Consider the following 23,172-nt stretch of genomic DNA (forward strand, 5'->3'; position numbering starts at 1 on the left):
GCCGCACCCGTCGCCGAGGCCGCGCCCACTCGCCCGCCCGCCGACGCCGAACCCCGCTCCGAAGCCCGTTACCCGCTGGACCCGTCCCGTACGCACGAGGAGTTCCACCCATGGCCACCGACGCCACCGAAACCGCGCCCGGCTTTGCCGACCTGCCGCTGCGGGAGGAGCTCCTCGACGCGTTGGTCCGGCTGGGCTACGAGGAACCCACCCCCATCCAGCGCGAGGCGATCCCGCCGCTGGTCCAGGGCCGCGACCTGCTCGGCCAGGCGGCGACCGGCACCGGCAAGACCGCCGCGTTCGCGCTGCCGATCCTGGAGCGCATGGAGCGGGACCGCTCGGCGGTGAAGCCGATGGCGATGGTGCTGGTGCCAACGCGCGAACTGGCCATGCAGGTGTCGGAGGCCGTGCACCGCTACGGCCGCGACCAGGGTGTGCGGCTGCTGCCGGTCTACGGCGGCCAGCCCATCGGCCGGCAGGTGCGGGGGCTGGAGCGCGGCGTCGACATCATCGTTGCCACGCCCGGGCGGGCGCTCGACCACTTGGGCCGGGGCACGCTCAAGCTCGACGAGCTGCAGATGGCGGTGCTGGACGAGGCCGACGAAATGTTCGACATGGGCTTCGCCGAGGACATCGACACGATCCTGGAGGAGATCCCGAAGGGCTGCCAGACCGTGATGTTCTCGGCGACCATGCCGCCGCGCATCGAAAAGATGGCCGGCGGCAGCCTGAACGACCCGGTGCGTATCCAGATCGCCCGCGAAACCCGCGACGTCGGCGAGGCCCCGCTGGTGCGCCAGACCGCCTATGTGGTGCCGCGCGCGCACAAGCCCGCCGCGATCGGTCGGCTGCTGGACGTTGAGGCGCCCACGGCCAGCATCGTCTTCTGCCGCACCCGCGAGGAGGTCGACCAGCTCTCCGAGGTCCTCAACGGGCGCGGCCACCGCGCCGAGGCGCTGCACGGCGGCATGAGCCAGGAGCAGCGCGACCGCACCATGGGGCGCCTGCGCAGCGGCGCCACCGACCTGGTCGTCGCCACCGACGTGGCCGCGCGCGGTCTCGACGTCGAGCACCTGACCCACGTGATCAACTTCAACGTCCCCTCGGCACCGGACTCCTACGTGCACCGCGTGGGCCGGGTCGGCCGCGCCGGCCGCGAGGGGGTCGCCATCACCCTGGTGGAGCCGCGCGAGCACCGCATGCTCAAGACCATCCGGCGGGCCACCGACTACACGATCACGGTGCAGAAGATCCCCACCATCGCCGACATCCGGGCGCGGCGGCTGGAGCTGACCACGGCGTCGCTGCGCGAGACCCTGCTCGACGACGACGCCGAGGACGACCGCGAGCACTTCCGGGTCGTGGTCGAGACGCTCGCCGACGAGTTCGACGTGATGGAGGTGGCGCTGGCGTCGGTCAAGATCGCCCATGAGGCCCAGAACCCGGTGGAGGACCAGGAGGAGATCCCCGAGGTCAGCCTCAAGCCGGAGCAGAAGGACAAGACCCGCGGTGCCCGCCGCGAGGGCGGCGGCCGGCGCGAGCAGCGGGGCTCGACCGGCGGCGGCGAGCGCCGCGAGCAGCCCGGCGGCCGCGCACCGGCCGGCGGGATGGCGCGCCTGTTCATCGGCGCGGGCCGCGGCGCGAAGGTGCGCCCGCAGGACCTGGTGGGCGCGATCACCGGCGAGTCGGAGCTGCGCGGGCGCGACATCGGCCACATCGAGATCACCGAGCGGTTCTCGCTGGTTGAGGTGCCTTCCGACGCGGCCGAGGACGTTATCGCGGCGCTGAAGAACACCACCATCAAGGGCCGCAAGGCGGTCGTGCGCCGCGACGCCAAGGAGAAGGAAAAGGACGGCGCGGACGGCGGGCGGTAGCACCCGGCAGGGGCGCTGCACCCGGCCGGCGGCGAACGGGTGGACGGGCGGGCGGCGGGCCGGTGCGGGACGGCCTGCCGGCGGCCGTCCTCCGCCGGCAAACCGCCCGTTTCCGCGCTGCCCGGTCACCGCTCCCGCCCGGGCACAGTGCACACTGTGGCAGCCGGGTACGACATTTTTGAGCGGGCCGCCCGGCGCGGCCGGTCAGTTCTTGGTCGCGCTGCGGGCGATCGCGAGGGTGCCCGCGACCGCGAGTACCGCGAGCGCAATCACCGCGGCGGCGTAGACGTCGGTCACCGCGGTCAGGCCGAAGGTGTCGGTGGCGATTCCGGCGGTGATCGCGGGCACGCACAGGGACATATAGCTGAGGATGTAGAACGCCGACATCAGCCCCGCCCGCTCGTGGGGGGCCGCCAGCGGAACCACGGTGCGCAGTGCGCCCTGGAACCCGGCGCCGAAACCGATACCGGCCACGGCGGTGCCGGCGAAGAAGACCCCGGTCAGGCCGGTGTGCACCCCGGCCAGGGTGATGGCGACCCCGGTGCCCAGGGCGGGCGCGCCGATGAGCAGCACCCGCAGCGCCGGCGCGCTGCGCAGCAGCAGGACCGCCACCGCTCCGGCAATGGTCAGCACGGAGGCCGCTGCCCCGCCGGCCACGGGGGACGCGGATCCGGTCACCGACGTGGTCACGGCCGGGCCCAGGGACATGTAGAAGCCGCCCAGCGCCCACAGGGCGATGTCGACGGGCGCGGCGACGAGCAGGGCGCGGCGCGCCTGCGGGGGCACACTGAACCGCGGGCGGAGCGACGCCAGGGCGCCGGGCTCGCGTCCGGTGGTCTCGGAGACGGCGGTGAGCGCGACCGCCTGCAGCACGAACAGCACCAGCACTACGGCATAGACCAGGTGCATCGGCGCGGGCGCGTACTGCACGAGTGCGCCCGAACCCAGCGCACCGGCGCCCATGCCCACCATCGGGGCGACCGCGTTGACCAGGGGCCCGCGGCGGGGAGCGGCGTCGAGCAGGCCCGCGCTCGCCGACCCCATGACGATTCCGGTCGCCACCCCCTGCACGGTGCGCGCGGCGATCAGTGCGGGGAGGCCGTCCGCGGCAAGGAACACGGCCATGGCGGCGGTTTCGAGCACGATGGCGCCGAGGACGGCCGGGCGGCGGCCGACGTGGTCGGAGATCCGGCCGAACAGCAGCAGTGCGGCGAGCAGCGCCAGCGCGTAGACCCCGAACGCCACGGTCGCGCCGCTCTGGGCGAAGCCCCAGGTGTCCTGGTAGCGGGCGTAGAGCGGGGTGGGCGCGCTGGAGGCCGCAAGGAAGGTGACGAGGATCGAGGCGTGCAGCGCCGCGGCCCAGGCAGGGCCGCGGCGCCGGCGGGAGCGGTTGCCCTGACGGTCCTGCTCAGGGCGCAACTCGGTAGTGGACATGACTCCCCAGAGATTTAACGCAAAGATTTTGCATTAAAAGACATTACACGCATGCCACCACTAACGCAAAGAATGTGCGTTAACCTAGAGGGGTGACTCCGACACAGGGCAGCCGTACCGGCGGGCGCAGCGCCCGCGTTCAGCGTTCGGTGCACACCGCCGTCCAAGAACTGCTGGCCGAGCGCTCCCGCGCCGAACTGAGCGTGCCGCTCATCGCCCAGCGCGCCGGTGTGACACCTTCGACCGTCTACCGGCGCTGGGGCGACCTGCAGGAGCTCCTCGCCGACGTCGCCGTCGAGCGCCTGCGGCCCGACGCCCCGCCCGACGACACCGGCAGCCTGGCGGGCGACCTCGACGCCTTCGCGCAGCAGTACCTGGACGAGACCTCGTCGGCACCGGGGCGCGAATACCTGCGCGACGTCCTCGCGAGCGACAGCGGCGGCGAGGGCAACGCGGGCAGGTTCCGCGCGTACTGCACCGATCGTATCGACGTCATCCTGCACCGCGCCGCCGAACGCGGCGAGCCGGCCCCGGCGCCCGATTCGGTACTCGACCACGTGATCGCGCCCATGGTGTACCGCATCCTGTTCGCCCCGGCCACCCTGACACCGGAGTGGGCCACCGACCGCGTACACGAACTCATGGCGGCCGTCGCCGATGGCGGGGTCGGCAAGACCGGCGGACACGGCGGCGCAGGTGAAGCCGGCGGGAACGGCGGAGCCGGAGGCGGGCACCGGCCCTGAGGGAGGGAAAGGCCCGGCGGCGCGTGCGAGGCACCCCGCCGGGCGGCGGCAAAGCGGCCGCCCGGCTCAGCGCCCGGGAACGTGAGGGAACTTGAGTGGTTTACGGGTGGTTGCGCAGGAGCGCTGGGGAGCTTAGAGCAGCCCGGCCTTGACTTCACGGAGGAAGGCAGCCCACTCGGGGGTGGGGAAGGCAAGGTGACCGCGGTCGCGGTGCTGTGTCGCGGACAGCGGCCCCGTGCTCCGTGTCCGCGACCTCAACACAGTCGCCGCCCTTGGAGTTGCTGTAGGTGGGTTTGCGCCAGTTAGTCCCCACCTCGACGCACTCACCCCCTGAGGCGTTGCTATAGCTGGACTTCTGCCAGGTCCCAGCCACCTCAACACAGTTACCCCCAACGGAGTTGCTATGGCTGGACTTCTGCCAGTTCTTCCCGACCTCGACGCACTCGTTGGTTGCTCCGCTGTAGCTGGACTTGTACCAGTTCATGCCCACCTCGACGCAGTTTCCACCGGTGTCGTTGCTGTAGCTGGACTTTCGCCAGGTAAAGGCGGAGTCGGTCATGAAAAATCTTTTCGAATCTGTTCGATCAGCTTTCGGGATGCTATCGGAGGCAAGGCGACTCCCAGTAGGTCCCCAAACAGACGCATATGGTCGGCTACATTCTCCGGATCTTCGGTCGCCGATCCCGAACACCGCGTTTCGACGTACAGGATGCTTCCTCGATCAGGGATCTCATACAGAGTGAACGCGTTCGACAGCCCGGGGTGATACTCCGTGTCGTATGGGACCACTTGGATGGAAACATTCTGCTCTTCGGAGACCTCCGCGAGTCGGACGATTTGTCGCCTCATGATCTCACGGCCGCCAAGCGGGCGCCGGAGCGCTCCCTCGTCCAGGACCGCTATCAGCCGAGGAGGCCGCTCCGCCGTCAGGATCGTCTGCCGATCCATCCGCCCGCGCACCAGGTCGTCAATCTCCGCTGGGGGTGCAGCACGGCAGGCCTACGCGCAGCAGCGTGCGCGCGTAATCCTCAGTCTGGAGCAATCCCGGAACCAGCAACGGATGGTACTCCCGAATCTCGGAAGCCGCCCGTTCACGTTCCGCGCCGTCTTGGTACCACTCGGGCACTCCCGAGTCGGATGAATGGTCCCAGGCATCCACGAGAATACTGTTGGTGCCGAGTTCCTTGTTAATCCGTTCCAGATGCTCCCGTTTTATCCCCCGCGCACCCCGCTCCATGGCACTGAGCATGGTGGGCGACAGTGCAACCCGTCTCGCCAAATCTCGTTGCGAAAGACCTGCTCGTTCCCTACACCCTTGTACCTGGCGCCCGATCTTGGCCCAACGCCCCTTAATACTGTGCACCATGGTCACACATCTGAGCACACCCCGAACGCCCTGCGCCACCGTTATTGACTTTTCAGTGGACTTCCGTGGAAGGCATGGCGCCGGTGCTGTGGTGTTGCAAAGGTGTACACAGTGAGCGCACGGATCAGTGGGCTCGAAAGGATTTCAATAAAACGGCCCCACCCGGTGTAGCCGCACCGGACAGGGCCTCGGCCCACAACCTGCCAGAGACCCAGGTGAGGACTTGATGCCCAAGATAATCCACCGAAGGCGTTCCGCCCGAATCCGCCCCTATGTGTTGCGCATGCTCGCGCTGCGGTCAATCCCGGAGGTGCACTGACCATGGACATGTACAGCAAGTGCTTCCCCGGCAAGCCCGAAAACGTCGCCGACGCACGCAACTGGCTGGACGGGCTGCTGCGCTCCGACCACCGGCCCGCCATCCCCGACGACACCCGCGCCACCGCCGTGCTCCTGCTCTCCGAGTTGGCCACCAACTCGCTGCGCTACACCCGCAGCGGCTACGGCGGCAGCTACAACGTCCGGTTGAGTCTGGCCGCCGGCGCGCTGCGAGTCGACGTGGAGGACGACGGGCCGATCGACGGGCGGATACCCGAGCAGCGCACGGTCGGTCCCGACGACGAGACGGGACGCGGCCTGACCCTGGTCGCCGCGTTCGCCTCCGCTTGGGGAGCCAGCTGTTTGGGGTGGGGCACATACTTCCGGCTGTACTGGCCGCAACCGCCCGCCCCACTCCCCCGCCCGCTCGCACACCGCCGCTTCGGTGCCTCCTACGAGGCCGGCAACCCGTTCGCCTCCCCCCGCCGAACCGACGGCGGCGACGCGCGCATGTGACCCTGTGCGGCCTTGCAGCGATGATCATGCAGAAATGCCAGTCTCAGCCTTTATATTTGGGCATTTCTGCGGGGTCGGCGCGCCGCCCGTCCCGGCCGCCACCGGTACCTCTGCACAGGGCCTGCATTAAAAGCGCCTGCCGGCCTCGTAGCGGTTCCGAAGATGGCGTTGCAGCGCCGCGTGCCGGAACCGGTAGTGCGCGCCGAACTGCCGCAGCACTTCCCACCGGTGCGCGTCGGCGAGGAACCGGGCCGGCCGCAATGGCACCTTTCCCCCGGCGGCGAGCCAGAAGCGGACCGGAATGTAGGGGGTCCACGCGGTGAACATCATCGCCGCCGCGATTCCGCCGGGCAGCAGCGCGGTTCCCGCGGCCCACGCGCCCAGAGCGAAGTCTCCGCCGAATGCCACTGTCGCGCCGGCACCCGCCGAGAATCCCAGGGCCACGCCGAACATGCCCAGTACAGCCAGGCTCGCGGCCCGGTCCCGCCGCAGTGTGCTCGCCGGTGTGGCCGCGCGCACGGGGGCGACCCGCTTTTCCACCGTCGGCCGGCTCAGCATGACCCCGGCCACCAGGCCGATCACCATCCCGGCGGTGGCCGCGACCACGACGGCGAGCAGCAGCCCGAGCACAGCGGCGGCCGGATGCACCGCCGGAACCCCGGGGACGGCCCACCGGCCGGACGCACCGGCCAGGGCCAGCAGACCGGCTCCGGTGGCGCAGGCGGTGGCGGCGACGAGTGAGCCGTTGCCCAGCCACCGCCCGATCGTCGGCAGGTCGAGCCGGGTGCGGAAGCCGCCGACCGACCGCTCCGGGGACCGCGCCCGGCGGATGCCCGCGTAGGCGACGTCGAACGCGGCGCCGAACAGCAACCCGAGCCACGGGCCGACCACCAGGCCCAGGCCGCGCCACTGGAGCACGGCGACCAGCAGGGCCGCAGCGGTCCCCGCGACGGCTCCCCAGGCGACTTCGAGCACGACGGGAGCCGCGAAGCTCCGCAGCTCCCACCACGCCAGGGTGGTGTGGCCGCTCCGCTCCATCCGGGACGCGAGGAACCCCAACCAGCTGAGCGGCCTGGTCCCCCGGTGGCAGGGCCGGCGCCGTTCCCGCTGTTCGCGGTCGGCAGAGCGCGGGTGGTCGCCATACACGGATTCGAAGAAGGCGTCCAGCAGATACGACTCGACGTCGGCCCTGTGCAGCAGCGGCTCGGGGCTCCGGCCGGATGTTCCGTAGACGGACCGCGCCAGTGCCACCATCAGCGGCGTGGTAAGCGCACTGGCCAGAGGTCCGCCGGGTGCGTTCCGCAACCGCTCCTTGACCAGGTCCCAGCCATCGGCGTAGCGCGGCGGCGCTCCCGCGCTGATGTAGTCGGCCACCGCATCGTCGGCCGCCAGCGGCTGCATCCGGACGACCAGGGTCTCGGTGAAGGCGAGTTGGCGTTCCCGGAGCCAGTCGGCGACGTTGTCGAACTCGTGTGCACGGCTCGTCAGCACGAACGGCCCGCCGACCTGGATGAGCGCGTCCGCCGCTTGGGGCTGCGGCCCCATCTCGTCCAAGCCGTCGAGGACGGGCAGCAGCGCGCCGCGGTCGAACAGCATCCCAGCGATCGACTTGGCCTCGTTGTCGGCATCGTCGACGATGACGGTGTCGAAGCCGGTGTAGTCGTGCGTGATCCGTTCGATCAGCCAGCTTCGGAGCTCCTGGGACGTCGGATCCCATAGCGCTGCCGGCACGTAGACCGGAACCCGGGCGGCGCCGCCCCAGTCGGTGTCCGAATCGGTCATCTCCAGCGCCAACTGCAAGGCCAGCACCGTTTTGCCTGCTCCGCCCGCGCCGATCACCACCAGCCGCTGCGCCGCGGGCGGCAGCTCTGCGAAGCCGGCGACCACATCGGCGGCCTTGCCGATCGGCGGCAGGCCCGCTGCCGCCATCGCGGGCACGGAATCGGACGGGACGGTGCATTCCACGGTCAACGGAGGAAACCGCATCCGCGTATGCCATTCGCGGCCCCATTCGCGCCGCGCCTGGCGGGCAAGGTCCGCCTTCAGCCCAGCCAGGTCCGCGTCACCGAGCCGCCGGCGTGGCCGGCGCCGGGCCCACACTTCCACGGTCACAATGACGATCGCCGCGACGAACGCCAGAACGGCGAGAATGCCCACCAGCGTTATCACCGTTGCGGATCCATCCGCCAGGCTTACCGTGGCATAAACCAGCGCGAGCCCGACGACCAGGAGAACGGCCAACAGAACCGAAACCACCCGCACCGAAGGGGCGACGGTCAATTGGATGTGCTGATCGCGGCCGGCGGTGTAGGCGTCCCCGCCGGCGCTGATGTGTTGCTGGGGCCCGCCCGGGCGAATCGGTGTGTTCACCGCCGCCGATCCGGCCGGGGGCCGAAGTTCTGGTCACGTGCGGCGGTAAAGGCGTCGCGACCGGCCTGTACCTGCTGCGTGGTGCCGGTGTTTCCACCGGACACGGTCTGGGCCCCGTCGCCGCCGTGGTCGGAGGACGCGGACAGGCCGTCCCGCAGCTCGTCCAGCAGTTCCGCCATCGCGACCCGCGAGTCGCCATCGGTGCCGAGCCGGTGCAGCAGCGCCTCCCAGGCGCCTTCCTGCCGGACCTCCTCGCGGTCGCGGTCATCGTCGGCTGCGGCGGCCAGCGCCGCAGCGGAGCGGTCGAGTTGGGCGCGGGCCTCTTCTTCCTCGGTTTCACCACCACTGCGGCGGAACAGGTCCGGAACCTTGTGCAAGAGAGCCACGAATCCACCGACGACGGCTTGCACGATCGCTTTGGCCAACTCGACTTCGACCGGGTTCATCGGATCGGACACGACTATTCCTCCGGGGGTGGTGACGAATAGGTCGAGCCCATAACCGTAGCGGGAAACGGGGTCCCGGAACAGCCGTCATCGGCGCCTTTCACGAACCCTTGGATGAGCCGAGGCGGCACGAAAAAGCGTTGAATGGTGACCATTCATCCGATGATTCCGCACCATGTGCTCACCGGATACCGGTTGACCGCCCCTGGGCCCCGGTCCGCATCCGAGCCGGCGGGGCGGAACCCGGCGCCGCAGCCGGACGCACCGGCGCCCGCCGCCGTTGCCGCTGCTTTCCGTTGCGCGGCCATACCGGAACCGGCCCCCGCCAGGTCCGGGATGGCTCGTGCTAGGCGGTAGGGCAGGGCAGTGGGCTCAGTGGTGGGCGGAACCTACGGGGGTTTCCTCGCCGGCGCGGGTTGCCGCTGCTGCCGGGGTGTCCGCCGCGGCGCCCGGGGCTGCAGGGACGGTACGGGGCAGGCCGGTGCGGTCGAGATAGCCGGCGGCCAGGGCCAGGGCCACGCCTACGACGGCCATGGCGGCGCCGGCCAGCGCCGGTGCGGTGTAGCCGAAGCCCATGCCGATGACCGCGCCGCCGAGCCATGCCCCGATGGCGTTGGCGAGGTTGAACGCCGCGTGATTGGAGGCCGAGGTCAGGGTGGGCGCGTGTTCGGCCTTGGCCATCAGGAACACCTGGATGACGGTGCAGGTCGCGAAGCAGGACACCCCGAGGGCCACCACCCCGATCGCCGCGGTCCAGGGGTTGTGCACCGCGAAGGAGAACAGCAGCAGCACCGCGGCCAGCGAGGCGAGCGAACCGTAGACCGACGGGCGCAGGGCGCGGTCGGCCATGCGGCCGCCGATGAGCGAACCCGCCGTCATACCGATGCCGAACAGGGCGAGCACGCCGGTCACGCCCGCTTCGGAGAAGCCGGCCAACTCCTTCATCGTCGGTGCGATGTAGGTGTAGACCGCGAACACGCCCGAGCAGCCGAGCACGATGGTCAGCAGGCCGAGCACGACCTGCCGGTTGGCCAGCCCGGACAGTTCGTGCCGCAGGAGCACCCCCTTCGGTTTGGGGAGCTTGGGCACGAAGAACGCGATCCCGGCCATGGCGACGATGCCGATGGCGGCGACCACGGCGAACGTTGCGCGCCAGCCCAGCTCCTGGCCGAGCCAGGTTCCGGCGGGCACGCCGACGACGTTGGCGATGGTCAGGCCGAGGAACACGCGGGCCACGTTGCGGGCCCGGCGCCCCGGTTCGGCCAGCTGCGCCGCCGCGACGGCCGCGGCGCCGAAGTAGGCGCCGTGCGGCAGCCCGGTGAGCACCCGGAAACCGAGGACGGCCCCGAACTCCGGGGCGAGGGCCGCGAGCAGGTTGCCGGCGGCGAAGATCCCCATGAACAGCAGCAGGGCGCTGCGGCGCGGCAGGCGGGTGCTGACGATCGTGAGCAGGGGCGCGCCGATCACGACGCCGATCGCATAGCCGGCGATGAGGTTGCCGGCCGAGGACACCGACACGTTGAGGTCTGCGGAGACCTCCGGAAGCAGGCCCATGATGACGAACTCGGTGGTTCCGAAACCGAAGGCTCCGAGGGCCATGGCGAGCAGGGCGAGGCGCATGGGTGGCTAAGCCTTTCGCTTGCAATGGATGTGTGCGTATCCGGTGCGCCGCCGGCTGCGCGGTATGCAGGGCAGGCGTGCAGGCCGGGGCCGGGTGCGGTGCCGTGCGGGGTGCGTCGGGTGCGCGCGGAAGCGGTGGTGCCGGGTCGGCCGGGGCGGTGGGTGGTTCCGCTCGCTGCTGCGGCCCCGCGTCCGGCGGAGCCTCCCGAGCACGCCGTTCCAGAGAACCACGCCGACCTAGCACGTGCCAACAGGATTGGCCTGCAGAATGCCGGTATCGGCGATGATGTCGGTCACGGGAGGGTGAGACGTGCTTCCTGCTCCTGTGCCCTTCGGCTACGGGGATGCCGGAGTATGGCACCGCCCGATATCCCCGCAACGGGAGTCGGAGGATTCGCGCAAAATGCGGCACATGGCGGCCCGACCTGGTTAACTGACGTTGACGGTCGACCCCTCAACACGGCCAAGGAGTGCCACGTTGACCCCCGACGATCCCCCATCCGAAAATCCCCCGTTCCCGCCGCAGGACGGACCCGCAACGCCCGCACCCGCTGCTGAGCCAGGGCCTGCGCCGCGGCCGGCACCCGACCGGATCTCCGCGGTGCTGGGCAACGCCACCCTGCTCGGTATCGGCTACCTGCTGCTGCGCCGCCCGCGCCTTGCGGCCCTATCGCTGGCCGTCTCGGCCGGCCTGCTGGCGCTCGCCGCCGTCTACCCCCACCTTTTGGTGTGGCGGTTTCTGCTGGTGGTCTGGTGGGCGGCCCTGGTCCTGCACACCTGGCGGGCGGTGCCCCCCGCGCCTGCGCCCGGTGAGCGCCCGGCGCCGCGCAGCCGGTGGAGTCCGCTGTGGCGCACCCGCGTCCTGCTGGCGGCCTGCCTGCTCCTGGTGGCGTTCGGCTGGTTGCGCTTCGACACCTGGACGATCGTGCGCTACGCCGAGGATGCGCACGCCGCCGGCGAGTGCGATCGCGCGGTGGACTCGCTGCGGTGGGTCGGGCCGACCCACGGAGCCGCCTACGGCTCGGCCGCCGAGCGCGGCGAAGACGAGCGCAAGGCCTGCGAGCGGCTGCTGACCGCCCTCGCCGCAGAAGACGCCGAAACAGCGGCCGAGAAGCTCGGCGCGTACCTGGAACGCCCCGGTGCCCGCTGGGACGGCGCCGGCCCCGAGCGCGCCGAGTTCCTGCTCGACGTGGCGCTGCAGAACAACGGCGCAGAGTTCCTCGGCGACGACGATCCGGCGCTGGACGCGACCGAGGACGCCTTCACGCAGCTGTCCAGCACACTCCAGGACACCCCCGGCCAGAGCGGGCGCGTGCGCGCGGTCGCGGAGTCGTTCCTCGCCGACCTCTCCGATACCCCGCCGTGCAAGGCCAAGGCGATCGACGACTGGCTGCTCGGCCAGGACTGGAAGAAGCCGGAGTTGGCCGAACCGATAGCGCCGGAGGCCGAGCGGCTCCCGGGACGGATGTTCGACTGCGCCGAGTCCATCGGCGCGACCGACCCGGATGAGGCGGGCGCGGCCTACCAGGAGTACCTCAAGGCCTATCCCGAGCACGAATTTGCGGCGGACGCCGCCGCGGCCCTGCTCTCCGACGAGCAGTACTGCGAGCACCCGGCCGCCTACCCCGGCGCCCCCGCCTACAAGGGCGACGGCCCGCACGCGATGCAGACGTTCGGGATAGACGCCGGAGAGTACGGCTTCCCCGACTCCTGGCAGGCCGGCGGTGTCGGCGAAACGGTCCTGGTGACCTGCGTCGAAGGCCCCGAGCGGGGCAGACACCAGCAGACCTGCTATTACGACCCGGGGGCGAGCCAGCCGCTCGTGACCCATCAGGGCAACGCAAAGGTCGACTTCTACGCGAGCAAGTTCAGCGTGAAGGCGTACTCGCTGCGCACCGGCGAGCCGGTGAACAACTACAGCGAGGAGATCGGCGACCCGTGTCCCTCGGTACTGGAATACGAGACCTCCACGTACCTCGACCTCGGACCGCCGAGCGAGTACGACTCCGACTATTCGGACGCCGATGTCCGCGGGATCTTCGACCGCCTCATGGACTGACCGCCGCGCGCCGGCCTGCGGTGGTCGGTGCGATCATGCGGAAATGCCCCGTCCCAGCCCTAAAATCCGGGCATTCCGGGCATTTCTGCATGATCATCGGTGGTGCACCGGGCCGCTTCCCGTACCGGCCCGGTGGTACCACGCACCGTCAGGGTCGGGGTGATGACGAACTCCTTGGCGCGGGTGCGCCCCCCGTCCAGGCGCTCGGTCACCGCCTGCACGGCCAACTCGGCGAGCTGGGCGGAGTCCTGGCGCACCGAGGTCAGATCCAGAAACGACAGGTGGGCCAGGCGGCTGTCGTCGTAGCCGATCACCGAGACGTCCTGCGGCACGCGCACGCCCGCGCGCACGAAAACGTCCAGCAGGCCGCGGGCGCAGCGGTCATTGGCCGTGACGACCGCGGTGGGCAGCGCCTCCTCGGCGAGCAGCTCGCGGGCGGCGCGGGCGCCGGACTCCTCGGTGAAGGCGCCGGACAGCACGCGGGCGCGGTCGGCGAGCCCGTGGCGGCGCATGGCGTCGCGGTAGCCGCGGCTGCGTTCCTCGGCCTCAAGCGCGTCGCCGCCGTCGACATGGGCGATATCGCGGTGCCCCAGCTCGGCGAGGTAGCCGATCGCCTTGGCCATGCCGGGGGCCTCGGCCGTGCGCACCAGGTCGGCACCGGCAACTTTGGCGCTGCGGCTCATCTCGACCACCGGTACCTGTTCGGCCATGCCGCCCAGGCCGGAAGGACCTCCGGTCGAGGGGCCGGTGAGGATGAGGGCCTCGCTGCGCAGGCCGAGCAGTTCCTCGATGGCCTGGCGCTCGTCGCGGCTGGGCACGTTGGCGCTGAGCGCGATGCTGTAGCCGAGGTCCTGCGCGCAGGCGTAGATGCCCTCGACCAGTTCGACGTTGTGCGGCTGGTCCATGTTGAACAGGACCCCGATCTGGCGGCTGCGGGCGCGGCGCAGCAGTTGCGCCGCGGTGTGCGGCCGGTAGCCGAGCTCGTCGGCGGCCGCGCGCACCCGGCGGCGGGTGTCGTCGCTGGGTCCGGCCTGGTCGCGCATGACCAGCGACACGAGCTGCCTGGACACGCCCACGCGCGCGGCGACGTCGCCCATGGTGGGGCGCCGCTTGGGATCCCGGCGCTCGCCGGGATCGTTCGGCTTCGTGCGCTTCGGGGGCTCAGCGGCCCTGGCCGCGCGTTTCGAGTCCGGCACCCTGCCTCTTCCCTGGCCGGCTGCGGGCGACGAGGGCCGCGCGCCGTGACGAAGATAACCGTGATTAGGGGTGGAAGCCCAAAGCTTAGCACGTTAAAGTCACCCGGGTCCGCGGAGCGGCGGGCGGCCCCGGCAGGGCTGCTCCGGGCCGTGCGGAGCGCACGGCCAGCCGGCGCGGATGAGCAGTCGGGCACTGCCCGGCACCGCTTGCCGGCTACCGCACGCGCTGCGCGCGCAGCACGGTGTCGCTGGTGTGGCGGGTGCCGGCCGGTGCGGCACCGGTTCGCCGCCGGGTCTCGTTGACCAGGACGCTCCAGTCGCCGTCCAGTACCGCGGCGACATCGGCCGGCTGGTAGTAGTCGCGCGGATCGCGGCCGTTCTCCAGGCGCGGCGGCAGGTCGGCGGGGTCGTGGCTGACGAAGAGCAGAGTGCCGCCGGGGGCGACCGCGGCCAGCAGGCCGCGCAGCGCGGTGTGGCCGGGTTCGCGCGCAAGCGGGATGTACTGGACGGTCACCAGGTCGAACGCCGCGGCCGCCGGCGGCTCGGCGGTCAGGTCGGCGCGTACCCACTCGACGCGGTCGGCGACATCGGCGCCCGCGGCTGCGGCGCGCTGGAGGGCGACCCGGGAGATGTCGGCCGCGGTGACCCGCCACCCGTTCCTCGCCAGCCAGTGCGCGTCGGCGCCTTCACCGCATCCCGCGTCCAGTGCGCGCCCCGGCTCCAGGCCGGCGGCTTCGGCCACGAGCACCCCGTTGGGGGAGCCGCTGAAGACCCGGTCGCGGTTGGCGTACTTCTCGTCCCAGAACCGTGTGTCCATTGCCGGTTCGTCCTTACCTCGGTGGTGGCTGCTGCGGATCCCGGTTGCACCGGGTCCGGTTGTGCCACCAACCTGCCCCCGGCCACCGCCGATCGACAAAGTTCTTTGCGCAAACCGCAAAAACCGGGGCATAGTCGGGACATGAGCGATGAGTTCGACCACGTGCTCAGCGCGATCGGTCCGCGGCTGCGCGAACTGCGCCGCCGCAACGGCGCCACCCTGGCGTCCGTGTCGCAGACCACCGGCATTCCGGTCAGCACCCTTTCCCGCCTGGAGTCCGGCCACCGCAAGCCGGCGCTCGACCTGCTGCTACCGCTGGCAAAGGCCTACCAAGTGCCGCTCGACGAAATCGTCGGCGCCCCGGCCGGCGGCGACCCGCGGGTGCATCCGCGGCCGTTCGCACACAACGGCATGACCGTCATCCCGCTGACCCGCAACCCCGGCGGGCTGCAGGCGTTCAAGCAGATCCTCCCGGCCGGCCCGAACAACCTCCAACCCGATCCCCGCTCGCACGAGGGCTACCACTGGCTCTACGTGCTCAGCGGGCGGCTGCGCATCGTGCTCGGCGACCGCGACCTCGTCCTCAGCGCGGGGGAGGTCGCCGAATTCGACACCCATCTCCCGCACTGGTTCGGCAACGCCGACCCGCACCCGGTGGAGTTCCTAAGCATCCTCGGCCCCCAAGGCGAACGGTTCCATGTCAGAGCCCGCTACCAGCCGTCCTGAGGTTCCCGGGGCCCGGCGTGCGCCGGGCCGCGGCCGCCGGCCCCGCCGGCCCTTGCGGTGCCGGCCGGGGCATGCGGAGGCCGAGCCGGTGCGGCGCAGTACCGCGCCCAGCGCGACGGCGGCGACCGCGGCAACAACGCAGCCTGTCAGCAGCAGGAGCGGCGCCGGCCGGCCCGAAAACGCGGTTTGGACCCGAGGTTCCTGTGGTTCGGTCATCGTTGCATTCCTTTCGAGTACGGCGGACCGGCGGCCGGACCGTGCGCGGCCGGACGTCGCCGCGCCTTAGCCGGAGCCGAACAGCTTGGAATGCACGGGCGAATGCACGTGCATAATAAATTGCAGCTCGCTACACCACGCGATGGTACCCAGAGCCGGGAAGGGTGTGCAGCCCATCGGAGAACCGAGCGGGCCGCCCCGTTTGCCGCCTACCGCTCCCGCGGAGCCAGGCCCTCGAAGGCGAGCCGGGTCACGGCGTCGGCGATGGCGCCGGCGTCGTAGCGGCCTTGCGGGCGATACCACTCGACCAGCGAGTTGACCATGCCGAACAGCAGCTTGCTCGTCAGATCCGGGGGGATGTCGGCGCGCAGCGAACCCTCGTCGGCCGCTGCGCGGACGAGGCCGGCCAGCTTGGCGTCGATCTCGCGGCGGCGGCGCAGCGCGTCGAGTTCGACGTCGCTGTTGCCGTGCACGCGCAGCAGCAGGGTCACCGCCGGAAGGTGCTCGGCCAGCACGCCGACCGCCTGGCGCACCGCCGACTCCAGGCGGTCATAGGCGCTGGCGCTGCTGCCGGTGCTGCCGTCCGCGCTCCGCGCGGTGTCGATGACCTCGGTGAGCCCGTCCAGCGCCTCGTTGAGCGCGGCCTGCAGCAGGCAGGACTTGCTCGGAAAGTGGTGGTAGATGGCCGACTTGGTCAGCCCCAGCTCACGGGCGAGGTCGCCCACGCTCGTGCCGTCGTAGCCGCGGCGGTTGAAGAGGTCGATGGCGCACCGCAGGACCGTCTCCTGGTCGTATCCCGGCCGTCCGCGGCGCGGCGCCTCGCTGGTCGGCGAAGGGCGTGGCATATGCCCACAATCCCACATGGGCGCGGGTGGCGGTGCACGCCGCCGGGCGGCCGCGCCCGCGGCCGGTGCACCGGCGCCAACGCGCGGGCGGGCGCCCGCCCGCGCGTTGCGGCCCGGCCAAAACCCCAGGGAGGTCAGAACTCCAGGACCAGCCGTCCGCGCACACCGCCGGCCTCCAGGAGGCGGTGGGCTTCGGCGGCCTGGTCGGCGGGGAAGGTCCGCGCGACCCGCATGCTGAGCACGCCGGACTCGGCCTGCTTGCGCAGTCCGTCCAGTTTGGCCTGCTCGCGGGCGTAGCCCACGACCAGGACCGGGTGGAACACGATGCCGCGCCCGCGGGCCGTGTCGTCGCCCTGGAAGCCGCGGACCGTGGCCACCTGGCCGCCGTCGCGCACCGCGGGGCCGACCAGCTCGTCCAGCACCGCCCCGTCGGCCAGCGCGTCGACACCGCCGGGCTCGACCTCGCGGATGCGGTCGGCGGCGTCGCCGCCGCGCGGCACCACCGTGTCGGCGCCCAGCTCGCGCACCAACTCCTCGTCCTTGGCGGCGGCGTCGGCGATCACCCGCAGCCCGTCGGCCTTGGCCAATTGGATGGCATACCCGCCGAAAGCCCCGGCCGCGCCGGTCACCGCGAAGGTACTGCCGGCCGGCAGCTCCATCGCATCCAGCGCCATGCGGGCGGTGAGCCCGTTCATGGGCAGGGTGCAGGCCGCGGCGTAGTCGGCGCCGGCCGGGATCGGGACGACCGATTCCACGGGCACCACCACGTACTCGCTGTAACCGCCGTGCGAGCCGCCGGGCACCACGATGGCCATCACGGCGTCGCCGACGGTGAGCCCGGTAGCGGTGCCGGGGCCGATGCCGTCGATGTCACCGGCGATGTCCATCCCCGGGACGTACGGCAGCGAGCCGCCCCGCGCGCCGCTGCGGACAACGGTGTCGGTGGGGTTGACCGCAGCCGCGCGCACCCGGATCCGCACCTCGCCGGGTCCGGCATGGCGCTCGTCGATGTCGAGCTCCCGCAGTGCTTCGGGGCCCCCGGGTTCCGTTACTCCAATAACACGCATACCGCCGGACACTACCCGCGGCAGCGCCGCCGATCCGCCGCACACGGCGGGCATGGCAAGCATGGCGGACATAGCGGGGGCCGGGAACCCGCGGGTCCCCGGCCCCGGCCGGAATGCTGTGCGCGCGTGCGGCTCAGCTGTTCATGAACTCTTCGTAGGCGTCGAGCACCTCTTCGGTGGCCCCGTCCATCACCAGGCTGCCGCTCTCCAGCCACAGCACCCGGTCGCAGGTGTCCTTGATCGACTTGTTGCTGTGGCTGACGAGGAAGACGGTGCCCGCTTGCTCGCGCAGTTCGCGGATGCGCGCCTCGGAGCGCCTGCGGAATTTGCGGTCGCCGGTGGCCAGCGCCTCGTCGACCATCAGCACGTCGTGGTTCTTGGCCGAGGCGATGGCGAAGCGCAGCCGGGCGGCCATGCCCGAGGAGTAGGCGCGCATCGGCAGGGAGCTGAAGTCGCCCTTCTCGTTGATACCGGAGAACTTGATGATCTCCTCGCGCTTGGCGTACGCCTCGCTGGGGGGCATGCCCATCGCCAGGCAGCCCAGGATCACGTTGCGCTCGCCGCTGAGGTCGTTCATCAGCGCGGCGTTGACGCCCAGCAGCGAGGGCTGGCCCTCGGTGTAGACGCGTCCGGCCTCGGCCGGCATCAATCCGGCGATCGCGCGCAGAATGGTGGACTTCCCAGAGCCGTTGGAACCGATCACCCCGATGGCCTCGCCCCGGTAGGCGGTGAAGCTCACGCCCTTGATGGCGTGCACTTGGCGCCCACCCCCCTTGCCTGACGACCGGCCGGTAAGGCGCTTGATCGCCCGGGAGGCGCGCCCGCCCTTTGCGGCTCCGCCGCCGGCGGCAGGACCAGCACCGCCGGCCCCGCCGCCCGAGGCCCCGCTGCCCGCGGCTCCTCCGCCGTCCGCGGATTCCTGCAGGGCGGCCCTGGCCTCGGCGCGCAGCGCGGCCTTCCCCCCGCCGCGGCCTCCTCCGCCGCCGCCACCGCCGCGTCCGCGGCCGCCGCCACCGCCGCCACCGCGTCCGCGGCCGCCGCCACCACCGTTGCCGACTGAACCGCGCAGCCGGTAGACGACGTGCAGGTTGTCGACGATGACCGTGGGCGGCTGGTCCTGCGCCACCGCTGCCTGCTCTGTCTGTCCGTGCTCGGAGACGTCAGTCACGGCCGTACTCCTCCTCAGCCCTGTAGAAGTAGAGGAACCCGCCGACCAGGGCCAGCAGTGCCCAGCCCAGGGCGATCAGCCAGACGTGTTCGGGCAGGTATTCAGTGCCGAAGTTCTCGGGACTCATCAGCGCGAATCGCATCAGGTCGATGTAGACGGCGGCCGGCTGCATGTCGAGCACGGCCAGCGCCCATGCGGGCGCGTCCGCAGCACGCTGCTCCACCAAGTAGAGCACACCGGAGCCGTACATCCAGGCGCGCAGCACGAACGGTAGCCACTGCGCAGCGTCGGTGGATTTGCTACCCAGTCGGGCCGCCCACAGCGCCAGACCGGTGTTGAACATCAACTGCAGCACCAGGACAGGCACGATCAGCAGCCAGCCCCAATCGGGGTAGTTCCCGCGCACGATCACGATCACCATCAGCACCACCATGGAGATGATGATCTGCCGGAGCTGGATGGCCACCTGGGTGATGGGCAGCACCGCGCGGGGGAAGTGCAGCGCCCGGATCAGCCCGCGCTCACCCGAAATCGACTTCACACCACTCGTCACCGTGTTGCGAGTGAAGGTAAAGACGAAGACACCGGTAACCAGGAACGAAATGAAATCTGCCACACCCCGGCTCGTGCCGAGAAGGAGACCGAAAATCACGTAGTAGACAGCGGCATTCAGCAGGGGGGTGAGGACGAACCAGAACGCCCCGAGGCGGGCGCGCGTGTACTTGGCGCTCGACCGCGCTCTGGCGAACTCGCTGATGAAGTACCGGTGCCGCCAAAGTCGGCGTAGATACTCGGCCAGGCCGGGCCGGGCGCCGCTAACAGACAGGCCGTACTTCGAGGCCAGCGCCGCGGCGCCGGGATCCGGCCGATCTTGGGTGACTCCGTTTAGTGCCACGCGTCTGCTCACTTCGGGTTCTCTCAGCAACTTAAGGGATGGCGCCGTACTCCCGGCCGGGTGATCCACCTGCGGTCTTGCGTCAGAACGCAACCGTTTCGTCGCTTCGATAGCGTAGAACCAATTAGGACAGAACGCAACCGTTTCGTCCCTACGTTAGGATGGCCGTGTGTCCCATGCAGAGAGATCCCAGCAGCCGCGCCGCGCTCCCACAGGAGCCGCTGTTCTGCAGAAGGATGTCACGCTGGCGATCCAGGCGGCCGTCTTCACCGAACTGGCGAAGCACGGGTACGGGCGCTTGTCCATCGAGGCCGTGGCCAGACGGGCGGGCGTCGGCAAAACAGCAATCTACCGCCGCTGGAGTTCGAAGCTGCAAATGGTCGTCGAGGTCGTCTCGAAGGCCGCAGTGAGGGTGATGCCGGTGCCTGACACCGGAACGCTGAGCGGCGACATCCGCGAACTGCTCGACGCGGGCTCCCAGGCGTTGCGCCACCCTCTGGCGTCGCAGATCGTACCCGACCTTTTGGCCGAGGCAGCACGCAACCCCGACATAGCCGAAACTCTGGAGACCGCGCTGCGCGAGACCCAGCAGGAAGTAAGCGCGGTGCTGATCGGCAACGCGGTGACACGCGGCGAACTCCCCGCCGACACCGACGTGGAACTCGCGCTCGACATGGTGTTCGGGCCGCTGTACTGGCGCGTGGCCGTTACCCGCAGCCCCATTTCCGACGCGTATCTGGACCGTCTGGCCGAAGGCGCCACCGCCGCCCTGATCGGCGCGAGCGGTCCTGCGGCACAGCCGGCGGACTGACTGGCCGGCTCCGGACGCGCCCCCGGGACCGCCGAACCGGCGGTCCGTCCGGGCGCGGCGTGCCGACGGACCGGCGCACCGGAGGCGCACCAGGGCGGCCGGTGCACCGCCGCGCCGCTCCACCCGGCATCGGCGGCAATGTGGCCATTGACACACCCGCACGCGCACTGTCACTATTCGATTACGTGTGGGAGCGCTCCCATGCCCCCACTCCCGGCGGTCCGCCACGGCCGGACCGCCGGGCCCCTCGACCGGGCCCTTCCCCCAATCCCCACCTGCTCAGTCCCCCAGCTCAATCCCCCACTGCGAGGACCCCATGAGCCCATCCCCATCCCGCGGCAGACCCGCGGTCGGAGCGGTCACGGCCGCCTCCGCGCTCGCCCTTTCGCTGCTGGCCGCCACACCCGCCGCGCACGCCGCCGAGCTGCTGACCAACGGCGGCTTCGACAACGGCAAGACCGGCTGGTGGAGCACCGAGAACACCCCCTCCGAGGTCGCCGACGGGCGGCTGTGCGCCGAGGCCGAAGGCGGCACCGCCAACGCCTGGGACGCCATCGTCGGCCAGGACGGCATCGCGCTGACCGCGGGCGAGTCCTACGAGTTCACCTTCACCGCCACGGCGACCACCGACGTCGTGGTGCGCGCCCTGGTGCAGGAGCCCACCGATCCCTGGACCGCATTCCTGTCCGAGCGCCCGGCGCTGTCGGCCGACGAGCAGACCTTCAACTACACCTTCACCGCCGACACCACGATGGACGACGCCCAGCTCGTCTTCCAGATCGGCGGCGCCGCCGAGGCGTGGACGTTCTGCCTGGACGACGTGTCGCTGCAGGACGGCGCCGAACCGCCTGTCTACGAGCCCGACACCGGTCCCGCGGTCAAGGTCAACCAGGTCGGTTACCTGCCCGGCGGACCCAAGAACGCGACACTGGTCACCGACGCCACCGCCGCCCGGCCCTGGACACTGCACAACGCCGGCGGCCAAGCGGTGGCCGAGGGGATGACCGACCCGCAGGGCACCGACCCGAGTTCCGGGCTGAACGTGCACTCCATCGACTTCAGCGGCCACACCGCCGAAGGCAGCGGCTACACGCTCACCGCCGGCGAGCACACCAGCCACCCCTTCGACATTTCCGGCGCCGCTTACCGCGACCTGCGCACCGACTCGCTCGCGCTGTACTACCCCCAGCGCAGCGGCATCGAGATCGACGACTCCCTGATGCCGGGCTACGGCCGCGCGGCCGGCCACGTCGGCGCCGAGCCCAACCAGGGCGACATAAGTGTGCCGTGCGCTCCCGATTCCGGGTGCGACTACGAACTGGACGTCTCCGGCGGGTGGTACGACGCCGGCGACCACGGCAAGTACGTCGTCAACGGCGGGATCTCGGCGTCGCAGGTGATGAGCGTGTGGGAACGCACCACCTACGCCGATACCGCCCGGCCCGGCGCACTCGGCGACGGCACGCTCGCCATCCCCGAGCAGGGCAACGGGGTCCCCGACGTGCTGGACGAGGCGCGCTGGGAGATGGAGTTCCTGATGAGCATGCAGGTGCCCGCGGGCGAACAACTCGCCGGGATGGCGCACCACAAGGTCCACGACGCGGCGTGGACCGGCCTGCCGCTGCTGCCGGCCGACGACCCGCAGCCGCGCTACCTGCAACCGCCCTCGACCGCGGCCACGCTCAACCTCGCCGCGGCCGGCGCCCAATGCGCCCGCGTGTTCGAGCCCCACGACGCCGACTTCGCCGCCCGGTGCCTTGAGGCCGCCGAAACCGCGTGGGACGCGGCGCAGGCCAACCCGGAGATCTACGCCCCCACCACCGGCGAGGGCGGCGGCGCCTACAGCGACGACAACGTCGCCGACGAGTTCTACTGGGCCGCGGCCGAACTGTTCATCACCACCGGCGAGCAGGGCTACGAGGACGCGGTGCTGGACTCCGGGCAGCACACCGCCGACGTGTTCACCTCGCACGGCGCCGGCTGGAACGCGGTGGCGCCGCTGGCGCGGATGAACCTGGCAGCGGTGCCCAACGAGCTGGACGACCGCGACCGTGTCGCCGAAACGGTCACCGCGGGCGCCGACCAGTACCTCGACAGCCTCAACGGCCACCCCTTCGGGCTGCCGTACACACCCGAGGGCAACGCGTTCGTGTGGGGTTCCAACAGCCAGGTGCTGAACAACATGGTGGTCATGGCCGCGGCCTTCGACCTGACCGGCGATGGCGCCTACCGCGACGGCGTGCTCGAAGGCATGGACTACATCCTGGGCCGCAACGCCCTGGGGCAGTCCTATGTCACCGGCTACGGCGAGAACGCGGCGCAGAACCAGCACAGCCGCTGGTACGCCAACCAGCTCGACCCCTCGCTGCCCAACCCGCCGGACGGCACGCTCGCGGGCGGGCCCAATTCGCAATCCGCAACGTGGGACCCGGTCGCCCAGGACAAGCTGGCGGGCTGCGCTCCCCAGTTCTGCTACATCGACGACATCGAGTCCTACTCCACCAACGAGCTCACCATCAACTGGAACGCGCCGCTGGCGATCGTCTCCTCCTTCATCGCCGACCAGACCGGCGAATAGTCCGCCAACCAGCTGTGCATGAAACGGCCGGCGCGCCGAGGCCGGGCGGGAGTCCGCCTGCGGTGTGCCGGCCGGCGGCGCCCGGACCCGCGGCGGCGGCCGGGGCC

General features: G+C 70.9%; 20 protein-coding genes. 7 read left to right on the top strand and 13 right to left on the bottom strand.

Annotation, left to right across the window (positions count from 1 at the left end):
• The first annotated feature begins 110 nt into the window (after positions 1 to 110).
• A complete protein-coding gene (locus tag ACYVD5_RS10965) occupies positions 111 to 1,874 on the top strand; it encodes a DEAD/DEAH box helicase (RefSeq protein ID WP_461000868.1) in 1,764 nt (587 codons plus the stop codon).
• Between the two features lie 204 nt (positions 1,875 to 2,078).
• Here the strand turns inward: ACYVD5_RS10965 and ACYVD5_RS10970 are convergent, their stop codons facing one another.
• Positions 2,079 to 3,308 (bottom strand): MFS transporter, encoded by a 1,230-nt coding sequence (locus tag ACYVD5_RS10970; RefSeq protein ID WP_461000869.1) that lies wholly within the window; start codon positions 3,306 to 3,308, stop codon positions 2,079 to 2,081.
• 92 nt (positions 3,309 to 3,400) lie between these two features.
• Between ACYVD5_RS10970 and ACYVD5_RS10975 the strand changes: the two genes are divergently transcribed.
• The gene (locus ACYVD5_RS10975) at positions 3,401 to 4,051 is read left to right on the top strand and encodes a TetR/AcrR family transcriptional regulator (RefSeq protein ID WP_461000870.1); all 651 of its coding nucleotides are present in this window, start codon (positions 3,401 to 3,403) and stop codon (positions 4,049 to 4,051) included.
• A gap of 154 nt (positions 4,052 to 4,205) precedes the next feature.
• On the opposite strand, the gene ACYVD5_RS10980 is transcribed toward ACYVD5_RS10975, so the two are convergent.
• From ACYVD5_RS10980 to ACYVD5_RS10990, 3 genes are read right to left on the bottom strand one after another with little or no spacing between them, the layout of a single operon-like run.
• Positions 4,206 to 4,610, bottom strand: a complete 405-nt coding sequence (locus tag ACYVD5_RS10980; protein WP_461000871.1) for a DUF397 domain-containing protein — start codon at positions 4,608 to 4,610, stop codon at positions 4,206 to 4,208.
• Positions 4,607 to 4,999, bottom strand: a complete 393-nt coding sequence (locus tag ACYVD5_RS10985; RefSeq protein WP_461000872.1) for a DUF5753 domain-containing protein — start codon at positions 4,997 to 4,999, stop codon at positions 4,607 to 4,609. Before ACYVD5_RS10985 ends, ACYVD5_RS10980 begins: the two co-directional genes overlap by 4 nt.
• Positions 5,000 to 5,018: 19 nt before the next feature.
• Complete coding sequence (locus ACYVD5_RS10990; protein ID WP_461000886.1) at positions 5,019 to 5,417, bottom strand: helix-turn-helix domain-containing protein; 399 nt, start codon at positions 5,415 to 5,417, stop codon at positions 5,019 to 5,021.
• Positions 5,418 to 5,738: 321 nt separating this feature from the next.
• Here ACYVD5_RS10990 and ACYVD5_RS10995 point away from each other — a divergent pair, with 321 nt between their 5' ends.
• Positions 5,739 to 6,251 carry an ATP-binding protein gene (locus tag ACYVD5_RS10995; RefSeq protein WP_461000873.1) on the top strand — a complete coding sequence of 171 codons (513 nt, stop codon included), beginning with the start codon at positions 5,739 to 5,741 and terminating at the stop codon, positions 6,249 to 6,251.
• A 126-nt stretch (positions 6,252 to 6,377) separates the two neighbouring features.
• On the opposite strand, the gene ACYVD5_RS11000 is transcribed toward ACYVD5_RS10995, so the two are convergent.
• The 3 genes from ACYVD5_RS11000 to ACYVD5_RS11010 all read right to left on the bottom strand — a co-directional run bounded on the left by ACYVD5_RS11000 (position 6,378) and on the right by ACYVD5_RS11010 (position 10,687).
• The gene (locus tag ACYVD5_RS11000; protein ID WP_461000874.1) at positions 6,378 to 8,621 is read right to left on the bottom strand and encodes an NACHT domain-containing protein; all 2,244 of its coding nucleotides are present in this window, start codon (positions 8,619 to 8,621) and stop codon (positions 6,378 to 6,380) included.
• Entirely contained in the window at positions 8,618 to 9,079 is a 462-nt protein-coding gene (locus tag ACYVD5_RS11005; RefSeq protein ID WP_461000875.1) for a hypothetical protein, read from the bottom strand. Before ACYVD5_RS11005 ends, ACYVD5_RS11000 begins: the two co-directional genes overlap by 4 nt.
• Positions 9,080 to 9,439: 360 nt before the next feature.
• Positions 9,440 to 10,687, bottom strand: a complete 1,248-nt coding sequence (locus ACYVD5_RS11010) for an MFS transporter (protein WP_461000876.1) — start codon at positions 10,685 to 10,687, stop codon at positions 9,440 to 9,442.
• 478 nt (positions 10,688 to 11,165) lie between these two features.
• On the opposite strand from ACYVD5_RS11010, the gene ACYVD5_RS11015 reads away from it, so the two are divergent.
• Complete coding sequence (locus ACYVD5_RS11015) at positions 11,166 to 12,746, top strand: hypothetical protein (RefSeq protein ID WP_461000877.1); 1,581 nt, start codon at positions 11,166 to 11,168, stop codon at positions 12,744 to 12,746.
• Positions 12,747 to 12,805: 59 nt separating this feature from the next.
• Here the strand turns inward: ACYVD5_RS11015 and ACYVD5_RS11020 are convergent, their stop codons facing one another.
• On the bottom strand, positions 12,806 to 13,843 hold the full coding sequence (locus ACYVD5_RS11020; RefSeq protein ID WP_461000887.1) for a LacI family DNA-binding transcriptional regulator: 1,038 nt from the start codon (positions 13,841 to 13,843) through the stop codon (positions 12,806 to 12,808).
• Positions 13,844 to 14,156: 313 nt separating this feature from the next.
• A complete protein-coding gene (locus ACYVD5_RS11025; RefSeq protein WP_461000878.1) occupies positions 14,157 to 14,759 on the bottom strand; it encodes a class I SAM-dependent methyltransferase in 603 nt (200 codons plus the stop codon).
• Between the two features lie 141 nt (positions 14,760 to 14,900).
• Between ACYVD5_RS11025 and ACYVD5_RS11030 the strand changes: the two genes are divergently transcribed.
• A complete protein-coding gene (locus tag ACYVD5_RS11030) occupies positions 14,901 to 15,485 on the top strand; it encodes a helix-turn-helix domain-containing protein (protein WP_461000879.1) in 585 nt (194 codons plus the stop codon).
• A gap of 425 nt (positions 15,486 to 15,910) precedes the next feature.
• Here the strand turns inward: ACYVD5_RS11030 and ACYVD5_RS11035 are convergent, their stop codons facing one another.
• From ACYVD5_RS11035 to ACYVD5_RS11050, 4 genes are all read right to left on the bottom strand, one after another.
• Positions 15,911 to 16,546, bottom strand: coding sequence for a TetR/AcrR family transcriptional regulator (locus ACYVD5_RS11035; protein WP_461000880.1), 636 nt, complete (start codon positions 16,544 to 16,546; stop codon positions 15,911 to 15,913).
• Positions 16,547 to 16,680: 134 nt separating this feature from the next.
• Positions 16,681 to 17,613 (bottom strand): NADP-dependent oxidoreductase, encoded by a 933-nt coding sequence (locus ACYVD5_RS11040; RefSeq protein WP_461000881.1) that lies wholly within the window; start codon positions 17,611 to 17,613, stop codon positions 16,681 to 16,683.
• Between the two features lie 133 nt (positions 17,614 to 17,746).
• Positions 17,747 to 18,781, bottom strand: a complete 1,035-nt coding sequence (locus ACYVD5_RS11045; protein WP_461000882.1) for an ABC transporter ATP-binding protein — start codon at positions 18,779 to 18,781, stop codon at positions 17,747 to 17,749.
• The gene (locus ACYVD5_RS11050; RefSeq protein ID WP_461000883.1) at positions 18,774 to 19,676 is read right to left on the bottom strand and encodes an ABC transporter permease; all 903 of its coding nucleotides are present in this window, start codon (positions 19,674 to 19,676) and stop codon (positions 18,774 to 18,776) included. The genes ACYVD5_RS11045 and ACYVD5_RS11050 overlap by 8 nt, the downstream gene beginning before the upstream one ends.
• Positions 19,677 to 19,845: 169 nt before the next feature.
• On the opposite strand from ACYVD5_RS11050, the gene ACYVD5_RS11055 reads away from it, so the two are divergent.
• Both ACYVD5_RS11055 and ACYVD5_RS11060 read left to right on the top strand, forming a co-directional pair.
• Complete coding sequence (locus tag ACYVD5_RS11055) at positions 19,846 to 20,487, top strand: TetR/AcrR family transcriptional regulator (RefSeq protein WP_461000884.1); 642 nt, start codon at positions 19,846 to 19,848, stop codon at positions 20,485 to 20,487.
• Between the two features lie 316 nt (positions 20,488 to 20,803).
• Positions 20,804 to 23,065: a glycoside hydrolase family 9 protein gene (locus ACYVD5_RS11060; RefSeq protein ID WP_461000885.1), complete on the top strand. Its 2,262-nt coding sequence runs from the start codon at positions 20,804 to 20,806 to the stop codon at positions 23,063 to 23,065.
• Positions 23,066 to 23,172 lie beyond the last annotated feature (107 nt).

The organism is Streptomonospora sediminis, from assembly GCF_054778995.1.